Annotated in this window: 13 protein-coding genes and 1 pseudogene; 8 read left to right on the top strand and 6 right to left on the bottom strand. The window is 45.3% G+C overall.

The window, feature by feature from the left end:
• The first annotated feature begins 61 nt into the window (after window positions 1–61).
• Complete coding sequence (locus tag CLV31_RS19825) at window positions 62–766, top strand: hypothetical protein (RefSeq protein ID WP_111394827.1); 705 nt, start codon at window positions 62–64, stop codon at window positions 764–766.
• A 271-nt stretch (window positions 767–1,037) separates the two neighbouring features.
• Here the strand turns inward: CLV31_RS19825 and CLV31_RS19820 are convergent, their stop codons facing one another.
• The 5 genes from CLV31_RS19820 to CLV31_RS19800 form a co-directional block, all read right to left on the bottom strand.
• On the bottom strand, window positions 1,038–1,535 hold the full coding sequence (locus tag CLV31_RS19820) for a UpxY family transcription antiterminator (protein WP_111394826.1): 498 nt from the start codon (window positions 1,533–1,535) through the stop codon (window positions 1,038–1,040).
• A gap of 123 nt (window positions 1,536–1,658) precedes the next feature.
• On the bottom strand, window positions 1,659–5,063 hold the full coding sequence (locus tag CLV31_RS19815; protein ID WP_111394825.1) for an efflux RND transporter permease subunit: 3,405 nt from the start codon (window positions 5,061–5,063) through the stop codon (window positions 1,659–1,661).
• A gap of 3 nt (window positions 5,064–5,066) precedes the next feature.
• Entirely contained in the window at window positions 5,067–6,200 is a 1,134-nt protein-coding gene (locus tag CLV31_RS19810) for an efflux RND transporter periplasmic adaptor subunit (RefSeq protein WP_111394824.1), read from the bottom strand.
• Window positions 6,201–6,231: 31 nt separating this feature from the next.
• A complete protein-coding gene (locus tag CLV31_RS19805) occupies window positions 6,232–7,590 on the bottom strand; it encodes a TolC family protein (protein ID WP_111394823.1) in 1,359 nt (452 codons plus the stop codon).
• Between the two features lie 14 nt (window positions 7,591–7,604).
• Window positions 7,605–8,264: a TetR/AcrR family transcriptional regulator gene (locus tag CLV31_RS19800; RefSeq protein WP_245943453.1), complete on the bottom strand. Its 660-nt coding sequence runs from the start codon at window positions 8,262–8,264 to the stop codon at window positions 7,605–7,607.
• A 173-nt stretch (window positions 8,265–8,437) separates the two neighbouring features.
• Between CLV31_RS19800 and CLV31_RS19795 the strand changes: the two genes are divergently transcribed.
• From CLV31_RS19795 to CLV31_RS19770, 6 genes and pseudogenes are all read left to right on the top strand, one after another.
• A complete protein-coding gene (locus CLV31_RS19795) occupies window positions 8,438–9,253 on the top strand; it encodes an alpha/beta fold hydrolase (protein ID WP_111394821.1) in 816 nt (271 codons plus the stop codon).
• A 170-nt stretch (window positions 9,254–9,423) separates the two neighbouring features.
• Window positions 9,424–13,101: a phosphoribosylformylglycinamidine synthase gene (gene purL / locus CLV31_RS19790; protein WP_111394820.1), complete on the top strand. Its 3,678-nt coding sequence runs from the start codon at window positions 9,424–9,426 to the stop codon at window positions 13,099–13,101.
• A 376-nt stretch (window positions 13,102–13,477) separates the two neighbouring features.
• Window positions 13,478–13,693: pseudogene (locus tag CLV31_RS22145) on the top strand (type II toxin-antitoxin system HigB family toxin); the annotation flags it as partial.
• 81 nt (window positions 13,694–13,774) lie between these two features.
• Window positions 13,775–14,143 (top strand): helix-turn-helix domain-containing protein, encoded by a 369-nt coding sequence (locus tag CLV31_RS22140; RefSeq protein ID WP_111394819.1) that lies wholly within the window; start codon window positions 13,775–13,777, stop codon window positions 14,141–14,143.
• A 228-nt stretch (window positions 14,144–14,371) separates the two neighbouring features.
• A complete protein-coding gene (locus tag CLV31_RS19775; protein ID WP_111394818.1) occupies window positions 14,372–15,577 on the top strand; it encodes a hypothetical protein in 1,206 nt (401 codons plus the stop codon).
• A gap of 170 nt (window positions 15,578–15,747) precedes the next feature.
• Complete coding sequence (locus CLV31_RS19770; protein WP_245943452.1) at window positions 15,748–16,554, top strand: metallophosphoesterase family protein; 807 nt, start codon at window positions 15,748–15,750, stop codon at window positions 16,552–16,554.
• 791 nt (window positions 16,555–17,345) lie between these two features.
• Here CLV31_RS19770 and greB read toward each other — a convergent pair.
• Window positions 17,346–17,819 carry a transcription elongation factor GreB gene (greB, locus tag CLV31_RS19765; protein WP_111394817.1) on the bottom strand — a complete coding sequence of 158 codons (474 nt, stop codon included), beginning with the start codon at window positions 17,817–17,819 and terminating at the stop codon, window positions 17,346–17,348.
• Between the two features lie 298 nt (window positions 17,820–18,117).
• On the opposite strand from greB, the gene CLV31_RS19760 reads away from it, so the two are divergent.
• The gene (locus CLV31_RS19760) at window positions 18,118–19,050 is read left to right on the top strand and encodes an aldo/keto reductase (protein ID WP_111394816.1); all 933 of its coding nucleotides are present in this window, start codon (window positions 18,118–18,120) and stop codon (window positions 19,048–19,050) included.
• The last annotated feature ends 498 nt before the right edge of the window (window positions 19,051–19,548 follow it).

The raw sequence follows: 19,548 nt of genomic DNA, 5'->3' as shown, positions 1-19,548 counted from the left end.
GCATATTTGTTGTTTTTATTTTCCTATCCATCAAACAGCGGAATACCAGCTCATTAGATCCATGAAACCCTTATTTCACATTTGCTTGATCACCTTTATTTTTCTGGCAATTCAGTCAAGCCAAGGACAAAACTTCTACAAGGAAAGAATCTCAAGAGACAACATTTTGACCCTGGGAGTCGGGCCCTCCTTTGCTTACCTTGATAATGGTGGCCAATACCGAGACTTGAATTTTGAAATTAAGCCCGCTTTCTCTCTAGGTCTGACCAAAAAACTTAGTCCCATGGTGGAATTGAGGACAACGACCGGTGTCCAATGGATCAGTAGCGGGGGGAATCCCCCGACCACTATCCGGGATAAATGGTTTTTTGACAATGCTGCATTCACCGCCAAGGGGCAGGCCTATTTTTTTGATATGATGCCCAGCTTTTACCTGATTCCATATGCCAATCACATGCATAGGAGTAAGGTAAATCTGTATGGAGGGGCAGGACTCGGAGTAATGCAGGTATTCACGCAACAGACCAAATCGTTTAATTCGGAAGAAGACCCTACCCGTCATACAATCACAACCGGTTACGTTCCGGTGAGAGCCGGATTGAGTTTGCGCATAGGTCCTTACTCGGATTTGGCAGGGGAAGGTACTATGCTATGGACTTTCACGGACAATCTGGATGGGAATGTGGGAAACAACCGGTTTGGCGACCATCTATTTCAGGCACAACTTGTTTTTCGCCGGTATTTTGTACCAAAAACTCAAGAATAAAAAGAAATTTAAGTTTACAAAAAAAAGGCGAGAAATCGCCTTTTTTTTGTGTGATTGTATTAGTCCTTAAGGATATACGGAACTTTGCAAGTAACGTTCTTCAAAGGTTAAATGAACCTGAAAAAGCCAATTCCTTGAATTCTTCTGTCATCGGTCGCCTGTGCTGAGCACCTTACCGACGAAAGTCGGGAAGTTCGAAGCATCAGACCCAAAATCAGGGGAACAATCGTATTCCTGCAAAATAGCTTCCAATCTGATTGTTCTTTAAGCATCAAACCACCTGCAAAAATTTTCGCTCGATGGTAATCAACATATTTTGCATGATGCCTGGTATACGAATCAGAAAGTAATCCTTGTTCCCTTTTTCGATTACCTCTCCTACCATGTCCTGAAGCGGTCCGCCCATAACTTTCACCTTTTCTCCCGGTTCGATCTCCGTACCGTCTGTTTCCACAGCTACACCGGTAGTCACTACGCGTTTGATGATATCCAACTCTTCATCCCGAATGGTGGCGTGCTGCCCTGAAAAATGAACAAACTTCACTGCCCCCGGCACCTGAAGACACTCCCAAAGTTGGTTTCGGTGTGTTTTTACAAATACATATCCATTGAAAAGTGGGCGCTGAACCTTTTTCTTTCGGTCAGACCATTGCCGCAACTCTTCCACTATTGGTAAGTAAACCTCCCACCCGCGTTCTTTTAGCCGATCGGCCACTTTCTTTTCCGAACGCGACGCGGTGTACATGACATACCATTTTAATTCCTGCATCTCTCAAAATTTTTGGGAAGGCGAAGTTAAGAAATGCCCTTGGCTTATCCCCTTTAAAAAAGTAAAAACCCCCGAAGCATTGCTTCGGAGGTTTTGTCAAAAAAAACCACCAACCTTAATCAATCATGCGTTGAACTTTCGGATTCTCATTGTAAGCTTATCCGCCAGCAGGTACATGACTGGTACGATCACTAACGTAATGACTGTGGCAAAGGTTAGCCCAAATATTACAGTCCAGGCCATCGGCCCCCAGAAGGCTGCATTATCGCCTCCCACATAAAACTGTGGATCAAAATCACTCAACAACGTACTGAAATTGATATTCATACCGATTGCCAAAGGGATCAATCCCAACACAGTGGTAATAGCGGTAAGCAACACGGGGCGGAGACGGGTTTTTCCAGACTCGATAATACTTCCCAATAGGTCCTGGTATTCCAAATATTCACCGGGCTTGATGCCTTTTTCCTCCCGCTTCCGAGCCCTTACCAAGTCGGTGTAGTCAATCAATACGATGGCGTTGTTGACCACTACACCGGCCAGGGATATAATTCCAATGCCAGTCATGATCACCACAAAATCCATATTGAATATGACCAATCCCAAAAACACCCCGATCGTGCTAAACAATACGGAAGTCATGATAATAAACGGACTGATCACCGAATTGAACTGCGCCACAATGATCAGAAATATCAGAGAAACAGCGATACCCAAAGCTCTGAGCAAAAACGCCTGAGATTTGGCTTGCTCTTCTTGTTCACCGGTATATTTCACGGTAATCCCCTCCGGAATTTCATAATTCGCCATTAGGGATTTGATCTGATTGTTGATTTCGGTAGGATTGTATCCATCCAACACATTGGAAAATACCGTCACTGCTTTTTCCAAATCTTTTCGCTTCACAGACCCATAGGTAGATCCATATTCGATATTGGCCACAGCTGATATCGGAACCTCCCGCTTATCTCCAAACTTGTCCCTGAAACCGATTTTCTTATTGACAAGAGTCCCGATATCGTATCGATAATTCTCATCCAATCGAAGCTGAATAGGATAATCTTCCTCTCCTTCTTTGAATTTGGAAACTTCCAATCCAAAAAGTGAAGTCCTCAATTCCGTAGCAATAGTCGAAGTAGAAAGCCCAAATCTCCGGGCTTTTTCCCGATCAATCTGGATGACCACTTCAGGACTTCCCAAGGACAAATCCGTTTTCAATTCTTCCAAGCCCGGGATGGAGTTCGACTCAAGATAAAGCTTGGTCTCCTCCACAAATTCAATTAATTGCTCGAAGTTCTCTCCGACAAACTCAATATTGACCGGATTTCCAACCGGTGGCCCATTGCGCTGCTTATTGACCGTGATCAGCACTCCGGGATATTTTTCCACCAAGTCACGGATGGTTTCCATAGCCTCATTGGTATTGATACCCTGACGATCAATATAGTCCACAAATCCAATGGTGATTTTAGCTTTGTGCGGTGTAGCTTGTGTACTTGGCCCCTCTGTGGGATCGCTTGTGCCTTGCCCTACCTGGGTAATGACCGACTCGATAATCCCCCCAAAAGGCTCCAGTACTCCCATCATTTCATCCTCCATCACATCTACAAATGCATTGGTGGATTCGATACTCGTCCCAATCGGAAACTCGACAAATACGTTGATCAATTGGGGTTGATTATCCGGGAAAAAGAGCACTTTGGGCGATCTGATTCCCAACAGAACAAGGGAGAAAATCAACAATACAAAGGTACCACCGAAGATGAAATAAGGTCTTTTTCCATCCAAGGCAAAACCAAGAGTAGCCTCATATGCATTTTCCAACTTCACCAAAAATTCCATTTGGAACCATCTGATGGCTTTTCTCAACAGGAAGACATTGAACAGCGTAAGCAATGAGGCCACCAAGGAAAGTGAGCCGAATGCAGTCCAGCCTAACAGGTAGAAAATCGTCGCTAAAACCAAGAAAGTCCCTGAAATCAGGATAAACCGCTGTTTTGGTTTTTCCTTAGTCATGTCTTCTATTTTCATAAACATGGAAGTCATCACCGGATTGATCACCAAGGCGACAAAAAGTGAAGAGGAAAGCACGATAATCAGCGTAATGGGAAGGTATTTCATAAACTCTCCCACGATATCCTGCCAAAACGCCAAAGGAAGAAAAGCTGCCAAGGTAGTCGCTGTAGACGTAATAATCGGCCAAGCCACCTCTCCCACGCCTTCTTTGGCAGCCTGCATCGTAGGCTTACCTTCCTGCATGAGTCGGTAGATATTCTCCACGACCACGATCCCGTTGTCCACCAACATCCCCAAAGCCAAAATCAAGGAGAAAAGCACCATCAGGTTGAGGGTGATCCCAAAGGCATTGAGGATCAGGAAGGAAATAAACATGGATAAGGGTATCGCCGAACCCACAAAAAGGGCATTCCGGAATCCCATGAAAAACATCAGGACCAATACCACCAAGATAATCCCGAAAATGATCGAGTTTTCCAAATCACTGACCTGGGTCCGGGTTTGCTTGCTTTGATCATTGGTAATGGATATTTCCAGATCCTTTGGAAATCGGTTGGCCTTGGTCTTCTCAATGATCGTCTTGATTTTGTCTGCCGCATCCAGCAGGTTTTCTCCGCTTCTTTTGGTCACATTGATGGTGACTACCGGTAGATTTTTGCTACGGGCATAGGAGGTTCGGTCCTTAAAGGTGTCTTTTACCTGAGCAACATCTCGGAGATAAACAATTTTTTGCTGGTCAGTCTTGATGATCACATCCAGCAATTCGTCTGGAGATGAAAACTCCCCGTCTACCCTGAGCGTCCGCTCGAAGTCTCCGCTTTTGATACTTCCTCCTGAAATGGTCAGGTTTTCTGCCTGAATTGCCCCGGAAATATCTCCGAAGCTAACCCCGACTGCTTCCATTTTGTAGGGATCGACATTGATCTGAATTTCGCGTTCCACAGTCCCCGCAAGGTCTGCTTTGGAGATTTCAGGGAGTTTTTCGATCGCATCTTCCAGGTATTCTCCAAACTTTTTCAATTCCTGCTCGGAATACGGTCCGGAGATGTTGACGTTCATGATCGGAAAATCAGACGTATTGACTTCCAATACATTGGGCTCCTGATCCAAATCTGTCGGAAGTTCACTTTTTGCCTTATCCACCGCATCTTTCACGTCTTGGATAGCCTTGGAAATCTGTACTCCAGGAGTAAACTCAATCACAATGGATGAAAAGTCCTGCACTGAAGTGGACTTGATATCCTTCACATTGTTGAGACCTTTCAGCTCTTTCTCTATGGGCCGGGTGATCAGGTTTTCCATATCCACCGGAGAGTTGCCGGGATAAGGCGTACCTACATAAACTGTAGGTATGACTATCTCCGGAAAGCTTTCCTTGGGCATGGTGCGGTAAGCTCCAAGACCCAACACCGTAATAATAAGAGTCAAAATGACCACGGAGGTGGAATTGTCCACACTGAAGCTGGACAATCCAAACTCGCGGATGGTTTTGGATTTTTGAAAATCTGTCATGGTTTAGAGCTGTGAAATATTCACACTAAAATTATCCCCTACTTCACGGAAACCTTTATCAACTAAGGTCTCAACTCCGGTCAATCCCTCTACGATTTCGGTTTCCGCACCGAAGGTATAGCCCCGTTTCACGTATTTCTTTTTCGCGATTCCGTTTTCCACGATAAATAGGTAGTCTCCTCTGTTGTCTGCCAGAATCAAATGGGCCGGCACGATGACGCTTTCCTTGTTTTTGTAATCCTGAATTTTCAAAACCGAAATCATATTCGGCTTTACTTCGGGAATATTAGGGAGGAATACCTCTACTTTAAATGTCCTGTTGTTCGGATTGATAATGGATCCGATGGCAGAGACTTTGGTCTTCAAAGATCTGTTGATAGAAGGAAATGATACTTCTACCGAATCCCCCTTGGATAAGACACCCACGTAGGATTCAGAAATGTCTGCCTCAATAAACAGGTCACTTTCACCCACAAACTGGAACATGGTCATTCCCGGCTGTACCAATTCACCCAATCTCACCCTGACGGTTTCGACAGTACCATTGAAAGGTGCACGAACTTCGGTCTTGGACAATTGGGTTTTCATCGAAGCCAGACTTTTCTCCAATCCTTCCTTGCGGTTTTTCGCTTCCAGGTATTGGATTTCTGTACCTATTTTCTGGTTCCAGAGCCGCTCCTGCTTTTCAAAGACAGTCCTGGCCAATGCCAGATTATTCTCCATTTCTTCAATGTTTCTTTGGATCGATTCGGCATCAATGGTGGCCAGGATTTGCCCTTTGCTCACTCGCATCCCCTCAATGGCGGGAACCTCAAGAATCCTACCGGCCGTCTCGGCACTGATGTTTACATTCTTTTTGGATAGCACAGAACCCGTGACTTCCACGTAGTGGGTAAATTCGCCCTTTTTGGCCGCCGCAGTCGTGATCAGCAAAGACTTTTTATTGGCGTTTGCGAATTCGGGATCCTCTTTGGCAATCTCTGCTTCGAGAGTTTTGATCTGAGTATTCAGGGCAGAAAGCTGGCTTTTAAGCTTTTCCAACTCAGCTTTCTTTGCATCTACACCTTCGTTGGTAGCACAGGCAGCCACCAAAACGGAAAATGCCAACAGAGGTAAAAATTTGATTACAGGTTTCATAGAAATGAATTGAGATTTTGCAAGCGTTGGTTTAGTTAGTCAAATCGGCCTTCAATAGACCAAGGGCTTTTTCAAGATTTACTTTGGAGATTAAACTATCGTAGAGTGATCCCAAATAATTGATCTCTGCTTCGATCAGGGCAGCATCGGCTTCTACTACTTCCAAATTGGAGCCAACGCCTTCCTGATACTTGATCCGAGCGATCTCAAAAACCTCTTTAGCCAATTCCAAATTCTCTTTTTGGACCTCCAGAATGTAAAGATCATTTCTGAGGTTTGACTTGGCAGTGTATAGTTCGTTTTTGAAATTCTCTTTCAGATACATCCGTTGGTTTTCAAGCTGGGAGATTTGAATCCGGTTTTTTTGAATTCGGGCGGATTTGGCCAACCCGTCAAAAATCGGAACACTCATGCTGACCCCGATCAGGGAGGATCCAAACCAATTGTTACTATTGAATACCGTCTGAAGCTCATTTCCCGCCCCATTTCGTCTCATATTTCCCACGAGATTAATCTTCGGCATGTATTGCGCGTGGTTGTTTTTCAAATCCAGACCTGTGAGTTCGATTTGGGTGGCAATCTGCTCCAATTCGATCCGATCTCTTCCTTGATCGCTCATCAGCTGCATGACATCTTCTTGAGCATTGATCTCTTTGAGTGATTCCTGAATGAGAATATCGTATTCAATAGGCATTCCCATTTGGACTTTGAGAATCTGCTTACTGATCTCCAATGCCGTTTGACTTCTTTGAACTTGCGTGTAAATGTTGTTACGCTGAACCTGAATTCTCGAAACGTCGATTTTCTCCGCAAACCCTGCTTCGTACAATGCTTTGGTTTCCTTCAACAGCGTGTCAATTCGGCCAAGGTTGGCTACCGCCAATCGGATTCTTTCCTGATTGACCAAAACACCGAAATACGCCTTCTTCACATTTTCAACCACATCGTTTTCAGCTTTTTGAAGGTCTTTGTTTGTCAACTCTTCCAAGGTTCTTGCCGCTCTCAGGCCTACAAAAAAGGAACCGTCGAAGATCATCTGATTAAGATTGACTCCCAAGCCGGACGAGTAACTCACTCCGAATCTAGCAGGCAACACATCACTCGGATTGGTGGGGTCTCCAAAAGGAGGCTGATTGGGAAGAAAAACTACAGGAATTTTGGGATTATAGTCAAAATTGTAAGAACCGGTGAGCTGAGGCAAGCCCTGTGCGGTGGTCTCTTTGATGGTTGCTTTTGAAATCAGCAATTCCAACCGGGCATTTTTGGTTGCGGCATTATTCTCCAGGGCATATTCCAAAGCCTCGTTCAGGTTGAGTTCAACCACTTGCTGAGCTTGGGCTAAAGAAAAACTACTCCAAAGAATAAAAGCACCTAACAGGTATTTCTTCATAAATAATCGGGTTTTCAATTCAATAATTCTTTTTGGGATTGGTAAGCCTGCCTCCCCTTTTCCGTAAAAATTCCATGTAAGAAATGGTCCATCAATACCAGCTGTTCTTCCACAAAATTGTATTCCGGATTGGTAAAATTGGCCGGATCAAATGCAGAGGTTATCTGGTTCATCCTCACCTTGGCCAAAATCTGAGAATCAATTTCAGGCCTGAAATACCCCAATTCTTTGCCCTTTTCGAGAACATTGACCAGGTCCATCTGAATGATGCATTCCTTAAATTCTTCAAACATTTTCCAAGACTCCGGAAAATACTTTTGGACCTCCAGGATTACCATGGGATTGATGGAAGAAAGTCGTTCTCGCATCATCTTGGAAGTTTGCACCAGGTGCTCAATCACCCCATCTTCAGATTCCAAAATGAACGTCAGGCGCTTTCTGTCCTCATCCAGAATATTGGAAAATACCGCCCTGACCAAATCTCGCTTATCCGAAAACTCCTGATAAATGGTCTTTTTGGAAATCCCAGCCTGCCTCGCGATGTCTTCCATCGTGATGGCTCGGACACCGAAACGGGCAAATTGTTCTGTCGCTATTTCTAAAATTCTCTCTCTAGTCTCCAAGGCTTCTCTCGAATTTGGAAACAAAACTATGGAAACTTTTGATTGGTTCAAAGTTTCCAAGGTTTTTATGAAGAATTTTATTTTTGATTTTTAGATCAAACCTGTACAAAATCGAACAAAAGATGAAAATGTCCATGTAAGACAAAATTTTATTCTAAAATCAAAAAAATTGAGATCTTGAATTCCCGGAATTGAATTAAATTCCGTACAAAATTTCTAAGTCAATGGATTTCCTTGATCATCGCTCTGGAAAGTGGGCCTACCAAAAATCAGGACAAGGGCCGGAGATTTTTTTGATATTCCACGGATTTGGGCAAACCCATCAGGACATGGGAGCTTTTGATCAGATCAGAAAACCGGGTCAGACCTTTTTGTTCTTCGACATGTTTTACCATGGACGCAGCCAATGGACCGATGTGGGATCACCTTTAGATCGATTGAAGTGGAGAGAATTTATCCGGGAACTCCAGCTAAAGGAAAGTTTCCAAGAATTTCACCTGATCGGATACAGCATGGGCGGAAAATTTGCTTTGCTGACCTATGAGCTCCTGCCCAAATCGGTCAAAAGCCTGACCCTTTTGGCTCCCGACGGGATCAAAACAGGCCTTTGGTACAGCATGAGCAGCTATCCCAATTATTTCCATGTGCTTTTTAAACGAGTGGTGTTTCGCCCCAATCGCTTTTTTGGGATGGTAGAGGGACTCAATGCAGTGGGATTGGTGGAAAAAAGCTTGGTGAAATTTGTCAAAACCCAGATGGAAACCCGATCCAAACGTGCTCAGGCCTATTTTGTCTGGAAAGTATTTGGCGGCATCCAACTTCAACTGGGGAAAATCATCCGACAGTCCAGAAGCAAACCCATTCCCATGACCTTGTTTATTGGGGAATTTGACAAAATGGTCACCGCTGAAAATCTCGAGCGCTTCAGTTCCAAAATCCCCCATCTGCGAAAGATCATCCTGCCCGTCGGCCACGGAGGCCTGATCGAAGCAGCCGCAAATTTTCTGGCATCCAAAAAAATCTCCCAGCCAATCCCTTAAAATGAATGAGCGCTTATGAATTAGGCTATTCCAATTCTTTTCTTCAAAAAAAGCAAGCCTCCTCTTAGCGCAGGAGTAATTTTTCAATCTCTCAATTTTCAAATCTTTCAATCCGCCAATTTTCCAATCGATCTCAAATCCTTACCTTTGCATCTTACCAGCCCAAGGACATGATTTTCTTCTTTGAATCCCCTCAGAAACTCATCTACGGAGTTCAAGTTCCCCACCCGCTCAGCACTGAAGACCTCTCAAAACTCACCTGGCTTTTTGGCGAAGCCCAACTGATCTCAGGTGAAAAAGTAGCCGGAAAATACTCCGGACCGAGAAAAGAAATGATCACTCCCTGGTCCACCAATGCCGTAGAAATCACGGTCAACATGGGAATTCAGGGCATTCAGCGCATCGAAGAGTTTTTTCCGATGAGCGAAGGAGACCAAATTGACCCTATGCTCCAAAAAGCATACGAGGGACTCGATCAGGAAATCTACGACATCCATCTCCAGCCCGAACCGATCAAGGCCATCACGGATATTGCTTCCTACAACAAGTCGGAAGGTCTTGCGCTAAGTCAGGAAGAAGTGGATTACCTGGAAAATGTCTCTCAGCAACTTGGCCGCCCACTCACCGATTCTGAAGTATTCGGCTTTTCCCAAGTCAACTCTGAGCATTGCCGACATAAAATCTTCAATGGCACCTTTGTCATCGACGGCGAGGAAAAGCCAATGACGCTTTTTCAACTCATCAAAGAAACTTCCAAACGTCATCCCAACCGGATCGCTTCCGCATACAAGGACAACGTGGCTTTTGTCCAAGGCCCGAGAGTTCAGCAATTCGCTCCGAAAACCCAGCATCAGGCAGACTTTTTTGAGCCACGCGAAATCGACACGGTCATTTCCTTGAAGGCGGAAACCCATAACTTCCCCACTACTGTAGAGCCCTTCAACGGTGCCGCGACAGGATCGGGAGGTGAAATCCGCGACCGCTTGGCGGGAGGTACTGCATCCATTCCTTTGGCAGGTACGGCCGTGTACATGACTTCTTATTCCCGTTCCGAAAAAGGAAGAAGTTGGGAGAAAAACTTAGCAGAGCGCCCTTGGCTGTATCAAACCCCGATGGACATTCTCATCAAAGCATCCAACGGCGCTTCTGACTTCGGAAATAAATTTGGACAGCCGCTGATTGCCGGTTCCGTTTTGACCTTTGAGCACGAAGAAGGCGACAAGCAATACGGCTTCGACAAGGTAATCATGCTCGCAGGCGGCATCGGCTTCACCAATGCCAACTACACCAAAAAAGGCGAACCAAAGGCTGGTGACCAAATCGTGATCATGGGTGGTGACAACTACCGCATCGGGATGGGCGGTTCGGCGGTATCTTCATTGAATACAGGCGAACTCTCCAACGCCATCGAGCTCAACGCCATCCAGCGCTCCAATCCGGAGATGCAAAAGCGGGTATCCAACGTGATCCGGGCCATGGCCGAAAGCGAAAACAACCCGATCATCTCCATCCACGACCACGGAGCGGGTGGTCACTTGAACTGCCTTTCCGAACTCGTGGAAAGCACTGGAGGCACCATCCACATCGACCAACTTCCAGTTGGGGATCCTACCCTTTCGGCCAAGGAGATCATCGGCAACGAATCTCAGGAGCGTATGGGCTTGGTCGTGGGTAAAGAAAACATCGAAACCCTCAAGCAACTTTCCGAGCGTGAGCGTGCGCCTTTCTATGTGGTGGGCGAGACGACCGGAGATATGCACTTCACCTTTGAAAACCAAAAGACGGGCGAAAAGCCGGTGGATTGGGATTTGGCCTACATGTTTGGCTCCTCACCCAAGACCGTCTTGGAGGACCAAAGCGGAAAGGGTTCCACTTTTGCCGAGGCAGATTACGAAGCCGGAAAACTAACAGAATACATCAAGGAAGTCCTTCAGCTTGAAGCGGTAGCCTGTAAAGATTGGCTCACCAACAAAGTGGACCGCTCCGTAACCGGAAGAGTAGCTACGCAGCAGACTGTGGGTGAAATCCAACTTCCATTGAATGACGTAGCCGTGATGGCCCTGGACTTTACCGGAAACAAAGGGATTGCCACCTCCATCGGACATGCTCCGGTAGCAGCTTTGGCCAATCCGGAAGCGGGAAGCCGGTTATCGATCGCCGAGGCATTGACCAACTTGGTGTTTGCACCGGTTCAGGACGGACTGAAAGGCGTTTCTCTCTCTGCCAACTGGATGTGGCCAGCGAAAAACAAAGGCGAAAACGACCGCCTCTATCGTGCAGTGAAGGCTGTTTCTGACTTTGCCATTGAGCTGGGAGTAAATATTCCTACCGGAAAGGATTCCCTGTCCATGACTCAGAAATACCCTGACGGAAAAGTGGTGTACTCTCCGGGCACGGTGATTATCTCAACTGTAGGCGAATGCTCCGACATTACCAAAACTGTCAAAGCAGCCCTTTTGCCGAAGGCAGAAAGCAAAGTATTATACCTCGATTTCTCCCAGGATTCCGCCAAACTCGCGGGTTCTTCACTATACCAAATCCTTAACAAGGTTGGAAAAGAAACTCCAACCGTTGCCGATTCGGCCTATTTCGCGAAGGCTTTCGAGACAGTTCAGGAGTTGATTTCTAAAGGCTTGATCTTGTCAGGTCACGATATTTCCTCCGGTGGTATCATCACCGCCTTACTGGAAATGTGCTTCCCAAGTCAGACAGTCGGCCTTGCCGTGAAAGAATCCCGTTTGGGCGAAACGGATGTGGTGAAAGCCCTTTTTGCCGAAAATCCGGGTATCCTGATCCAGGTTGCCAACGATCACCAAGTAGTAGACTTGCTTGCGAAAGCAGAAATCGACTTTGTAGAATTAGCGGAAGTGACTTTGGATGGAAAAGTAAATCTGGAATCTCAAAGCTTGGACGTTGCCGAGTTGAGAGATTTATGGTTTAAGTCTTCCTATCTGCTTGACAGAAAACAAAGCGGAGAAAAGCTTGCCAAAGACCGATTTGAAAATTACAAAAACCAATCCCTGAGCTATGATTTTGCTCCGGGGTGGGTAGGGAAATTTGAAACCCTTGGGGTCGATCCTTTCAGAACCACCAAAGGAAAAGCCAAGGCAGCCATTATTCGTGAAAAAGGGGTGAATGGTGACCGTGAAATGGCTTACTCCTTGTGGCTCGCAGGTTTTGAGGTGAAGGACGTACACATGACCGACCTGATTTCCGGTAGAGAAGACCTCAGCGATGTGCAGATGATCGTTTTCGTAGGTGGCTTCTCCAACTCCGACGTACTAGGATCGGCCAAAGGCTGGGCAGGTGCTTTCCTCTACAATCCAAAAGCCAAGCAGGCACTCGACAACTTCTACGCGAGACCTGACACCCTTTCACTCGGAGTGTGCAACGGTTGCCAGCTGATGATCGAGCTCGGCCTGGTGACTCCTGACCACGATCAAAAGCCAAAAATGCTACACAATGCCAGCCATAAGTTTGAGTCCTGCTTTGTGAATGTAACTGTACCGGAAAATACTTCCGTGATGCTCGGCAGCCTCAGCGGACAGCGCCTGGGCGTTTGGGTGGCCCATGGTGAAGGTAAATTCCAACTTCCAAAAGGTGAAAACGCCTATCAATTCGCCATGAAGTACAGCTACGCCGCCTACCCGGGCAACCCCAACGGTTCGGACTTTGCGACAGCGGGTATCGCCTCCGAAGACGGACGTCACCTGGCTATCATGCCGCATATCGAGCGAAGCCTGAAGCCTTGGAACTGGGCGCATTACCCAAGCGAGCGAAACGACGATTTCACCCCATGGTTGGAGGCGTTTGTGAATGCGAGAAGGTGGGTGGAAAACAAGATTTGAGATTTCTGATTTGAAATTTGAGATTTATGGATCCCTTCTAGTGCAAACTGGAAGGGATTTTTGCTCTAGGTATTTGAACCCGAAATATTCATTAGACTTCCTATTCCGAGCTTAAAATGCTTCAAAATCAATCGCCTTGCTGCATGTAGCTCATTCGTTAAATGCTTGATTTTCTTGCATTTTGAACTCTTCCCGAAATGCTTCGGAACAGGCAACTGCGGATTCTAATGCATAATGCGGGTTAAATTTTTTCAAGAAATTTGGGGGTAGATAAAAACCGACCAACCTACTTCAAATTTAAATCACTCAAAACCATTGATTTTGACAACAAAAATTCCCAAATTGGGAATTATTTGCGTTTTTAAAATGTAACTAGATGGAGCGCATTTTTTCCAAAGAGACATTAAGAGATTATTGGATTCAGCATCCTGAGCTGGAACAACATCTCAAAGTATGGTACGAAACTGTCACCAAATCCTCATGGAAAAATCCAAACGATGTCAAAGCCACATTTGCGAATGCTAGTATCTTAAAAGAGGGAAGAGTAGTTTTTAACATTAAAGGAAATTCTTTTCGGCTCGTAACCCGAATTAACTATGAAAAACAATGGGTATTCATCCGATTTATAGGTACTCATCAAGAATATGATAAAAAGACGCCAACACCATTTGAAATGGAAATCAAACCGATAAAAACAGAAGCCGACTACAAAAGAGCTCTAAAAAGACTGGAGGTAATTTTTGATGCACCGGTGGGGAGTTCAGAAAGTGATGAAGCGGATATTTTGGCCTTGTTGATCGAGAATTATGAAAACAAGCATTTCCCGATCGAAGCACCGGATCCAATTGAAGCCATAAAGATTCGAATGGAGCAACTTTCTTTAAAGCAAAATGACTTGGCAGATGCAATGGGAGGTAGCAATCGTGTCTCTGAAATACTCAATCGAAAAAGAAAACTAACTCTGGAAATGGTGAGGAACTTAACCGGAAAGCTTAATCTTTCTGCTGAAGTATTGATCCAAGACTATAAGCTTACTGTCTAATTTCCGGAGTGATTCACTTGGAGTTCTATGTTCTATATTTCTGAGTTTTATAATAAGATTTTCGCAAAAAATAATCCCAAATTTAAAAATCCCTTCTAGTGCAAACTGGAAGGGATTTTTTTCTGATTCCCTCTCCTCATTTTTCCAATTATGCGAACTGGTACAGAATTGGATACAATTTAGGCCTGTGATTTTCACCTAGACACAAAACCCAAATCCTCCTGCACTATGAACTTCAGGATTTCTCTGTTTCTTCTGTTGATCCTTGGACTTACCTTTTCTGCAAAAGGACAAAATCAGGAAGCTACCATCAACGAGCAAATCAAAAACGAGCGGGATGCCCAGCTCAAAGACCTAAATGATAAGCTCAAAACCAATGAGGAACTCATCAGCAAGCTCACCGAAAAACTGGCCGCCACCGACTCCAAAACTGCCACCGATAAAGAAAAAATCAAGGATTTGGAGACACTCCAACTGGCTTTGGATGACCGGCTGAGAATCCTCGAAGAAACTCCCAAGACCAAAATCAACCTCAACGGACAATTGGCATTCACCGAACTGCTCAGCATTCAGCGTGACATTCAGCCGGTGGATTTGTTTTTGACTTCCCAGACTTTCTTCACCCAACTCGGAAACATTGGCAAAATTCAACAGTACAATGGGTTTAATGCCTGGAAAGCTGAATACGACAAATGGTATAAAAAACAAGGTCAGGAAGATCCCCTGATCAATGTACTCAATACCTCGATCAACCTGATCAGCACGGCATCCTCGGCGGTCCCCCTGTACGGAACGATGGTCAATACGGCGATTTCAGGGGTAAGCAGCTTGGTCACGACCATGGGAAAGAAGGAAAAAGATCTCTATGAACGTACACCCCAAATGCTGCTTTTGCTCAATGTGACCAGCCAATTTGAACAGCAAAAATCCATCATCGATCACGAATGGACCCTGATCAACAAAGAATTGGAGCAACTTCAAAAAGAAAACACCGAGCTGCTGCAAGAGCAAATGTCCTATTATGGAATCAGCATGGAGCGATACGAAAGCAGATATCTCAAAGCAACCCTTGACAGTGATCGGGAGGCCTTCAAAAATGAATGCCGAAAAATCATCTCAGACAAGCTATCCGGACTGGACAAAAATCCTTCAAGCAAAGGAAAATGGCTCGGACAGGTGGAAACCTACATGTATAAAGTACAATCGCTACGGCTTCGATTTGGTCAGTTGACCACCCGGATGATGGCCAATATCGAGCAATACGAAAATCTGATTTCCGTTTATTCTGATGCAACCCAATTCCCGGCAGAATTCACCTCCAAAATCAACAGCCTCAACAGCCCACTCAACTCTCTGAAAAATAAATTCTATTCCTCCTTCAATCCTGCCCGATACATCGAGGATTCGGCAGTCATGTATATCGAGAGGAATTGATTGGAGATTGGAGATTTGAGATGAATCAGGCCCCATTTGCCAGCGCAGATGGGGTTTTTCATTTCAGGTTTACCTGATTCGAACCCAGGCATAGCGGGGGTTGAATCCGACCTTTTGATTCATTGATAAAATCCTCTAAATTCTAAATCTTAAAAGTCTAATTTAACAAAATGAACCGACGTCCATTTCTGCATAAACTTGGCCTTCTTGGCACTTCCCTCATGACCATGCCTTTTATTTCCTATGGGAAAATGGATTTCCCAAAATCCACCCGAGTCAAATTCATCACTGCTTCAGATGGGCACTGGGGCCAACCCAACACCGATTTTGAAACCTCCCACCGAAACCTGATCGATGCGATTCACCGGGAAAAAGACGTGGATTTTGTGGTATTCAACGGAGATCTGATTCACGACGAACCCAAGTTTCTCCCGGAAGTCATGCAGGTCTATGAGCAATTGCAGATGCCCTGGTATGCCACTCGGGGCAATCACGACCGGGTAAGTGAAGCCGTGTTTCAGGAGGTGATGCATCAGCCTACCAACTTCTCCTTTATTCATAAAAATGACATCGGGATCATTCTTCTTGATTCATCTAATAGTTCAGGAGACTACCTCTGTGCCAATTTGGATTTTGCGAGCGTGGTATTGGAAGAGTATCGGAGACTATCGCATGTATTTCTTTTCATCCACATCTCTCAAAACGACTGGACTAGACATGGCGTGGAATGCAGGGATTTCCTGGACTTGGTCACGTCTTATCCCAATGTACGGGCGACTTTCCACGGGCATGACCACGATGTGGACGGACAGATGATCTATAAGAAGAAACCTTTCCTATGGTCAGGACATTTTGGAGGAAGCTGGGGCAATCCCTTTCCTTCCTATCGGGTCTGCGAAATCGGGGAAGATGGCAAAGCGATTACCTACCTCAAGACAGTAAAAGATGGGATGATTTTGAATGGGCATAATCTGTAAGCTAGAAGACCGAGGACACAAGACCGAAGAAGGCCAAATCCGTCTTTTTTCGGTCATTTCTTTTTTTTAAAAAGTACGAGTAAAGCTCCATTTACTCATAAACTTAAAGGTAATAAAGTCGGGTTTGATACCACGCTAAGCGGAGTTTGATACTCCGCTTTTCTATCTTGGTAAATTTGCAGTTCCCTCTACGAACTCAGTGGTAAAAAACTCAATTTCAAGACTTCCTTCCTATTGGACTTTTTAATTACCCAAACCTAAATCCTTTGAGAATTACCGTCTTTGTGGCCTCTAATTAAACTTAGTGCACTTGGTGGTAACTTGTGGGATTTGCAGTTCCCTCTACGAACTCAGTGGTGAAAAACTCAATTTCAAGACTTCATTCCTATCGGACTTTTTAATTACCCAAACCTAAATCCTTTGAGACTTACCGTCTTTGTGGCCTCTTAATAAACTTAGTACACTTGGTGGTAACTTGGGGGATTTGCAATTCCCTCTGCGAACTCAGTGGTAAAAAACTCAATTTCAAGACTTCCTTCTTATCGGACTTTTTAATTACCCAAACCTAAATCCTTTGAGACTTTCCGTCTTTGTGGCCTCTAAATAAACTTAGTACACTTGGTGGTAACTTGGGGGATTTGCAATTCCCTCTGCGAACTCAGTGGTAAAAAACTCAATTTCAAGACTTCCTCCTTATCGGACTTTTTAATTACCCAAACCTAAATCCTTTGAGAATTACCGTCTTTGTGGCCTCTAAATAAACTTAGTGCACTTGGTGGTAAAAAATAACCCTACTTCTCATACTCAATCTTCACAATTCGCCAGGTCATCTGCATCGTGGGTGTCTGAACCACCGCCTCCTCACCTTCCTCCTTTTTGAGTAGGGCTTGGGCCATCGGTGAGTCAATCGAGATATAATCCCTCCGCTCAAAAATCTCCTCCCCGCCCACGATTCGAAAGCGGATCTTTTGCTTTTTGGCATTTTCGATCTCGACCCAAGCGCCAAACATCACTTTCCCTTCCTGATAGGGAGTGTAAGGAATGACTTTCAGGTTGTCCAGCATTTTTCGAAGGTAATGCACGCGTCGGTCGATTTCACGAAGGCGCTTTTTATTGTAGGTATAATCGGCGTTTTCCGAGCGATCCCCCAAGCTCGCCGCCCAAGCGACTTTTTGAGTAGTCTCCGGACGCTCCACCTTCCAGAGGTGGTCCAACTCAGCTTTTAACTTTTCAAGGCCTTCTGCCGTAATCCACAGGGTTTTCATTTCTCTAATTCAGGTTTTGAGAGCAAATGGGTTAAAAGAGTCACAACAAAAGCTAATTAGCATTTTCGCTCCAAAAAACGTTCAATTAGGTCAAAATCGCAATCGGTAACAGAATTTGAGAGCAAACAGAATTGAATCCAAAACCGGTTAAAATTTAAAAACAACCTGATTCCGTCTTTTTCTCACCTACCATTCATTTCCCTTTTTTAGTTCCTGAACCCTCTTCAGGATTCCTTCATTTAAAAATTCCCCTAACTTGGAACAGGAATTCTATTCGCTCAAACCTACCCCATAACCTATGCAGTACCGCACCTTAGGCAAAACCGGCCTAGACGTTTCGATTCTTGGCTTTGGCGCTTCTCCCATGGGCAATGTCTTTGACCCGGTGGATGAAAAAGAAGCCATCGCTGCGGTCCATCTTGCCTTGGATCATGGCGTCAATTTCGTGGATGTATCCCCGTTTTATGGATTGACTTTGGCAGAAAGCCGACTGGGAAAAGCCCTGGAAGGAAGGCGAAAAGAAATCATCCTTGCCTCCAAATGCGGCCGCTACGACTTACAGGACTTTGACTTTTCCCGAAAAAAAATCCTCCAAAGCATCGACGAATCCCTGACTCGGCTCAAAACCGACTACCTCGACCTTTTCCAACTTCACGACATCGAGTTTGTGGACAAACGAATCATCCTCGAAGAAGCCGTACCGGCGATTCAGGAGGTGGTTCAGTCCGGAAAGGCGCGATTTTGGGGCATTACGGGACTTCCTGTCCGCTACTTAGCCCAAATTGCCCGAGAAACCAATCCCGACACCGTTTTGTCTTGGGCGCATTACAACCTGCTGGAGGACGAGATCAACGACGAACTTGTGCCTCTTTCTCAGGAAATGGGCTTTGGCTTGATGAATGCCGCCCCGCTGATGCAGCGGATCCTTTCGGAAGCTTCCCTCCCGCCTTGGCATCGCTCTCCGGCTGAGGTCAAAGCCATGCAACCCATCTTATTGGACCTTTGCAAAAGCTATGGATTATCCCTGAGTCAGGTGGCGCTGCGGTTTGCCATGGATCATCCCCTGATCGCTACGACCATCGTCGGCATGTGCGAAGTCCACGTGGTGCAACAAAACCTGGAAGCCGTGGACTTGGAAATCCCCGAAGAACTCTTGGAGAAAATCCTAACACTTGTCGAGCCTGTCAAAAACAGGATGTGGTTTGAGGGGAAGGAGGAGAATAATATTTGATTTCGGATTTGGGATTTCGAATTTGATCGGATGCGGGATGACCGAAGACCGAAACGGGGACCAACTCCCCTTTTATTCCAAAAGAAATTCTGGAAAACCGAACCTAATCAAAGGGGGCTGGGGGGATTTGAATTGCGGATTTCGGATTTGGGATTTGGGATTTAAAATGAATACCGATGACCGGAGACGGAAGCCCCATGTATGATGACTTAAAACCCAATACACCGACTCCGAAGGAGTCCAACCTTGAATAGCCCAGGGTGCAACCCTGGGTCAAAAAGTGACAACCATAAAAAGCGCTGGCGTAGGATCTCAATGGGATTCCAGAATTCGATGCCAGCAAGAGGAACACGATATCCCGTCAGGAATGAATGGTTCGGATTTCTTGATTCGATGTTCGACATGTCATTCCCTGAAATAGGTTGACCGTTTTTAAATCTGAATCAAGATGCTAAAAACGGGAAAAAGGATCAAATCGAAGCGTACTTTTTCGGAAGA

Source organism: Algoriphagus aquaeductus (assembly GCF_003253485.1).
GTDB classification, from domain to species: domain Bacteria; phylum Bacteroidota; class Bacteroidia; order Cytophagales; family Cyclobacteriaceae; genus Algoriphagus; species Algoriphagus aquaeductus.
This window is presented reverse-complemented; position numbering and strand designations above follow the sequence as displayed.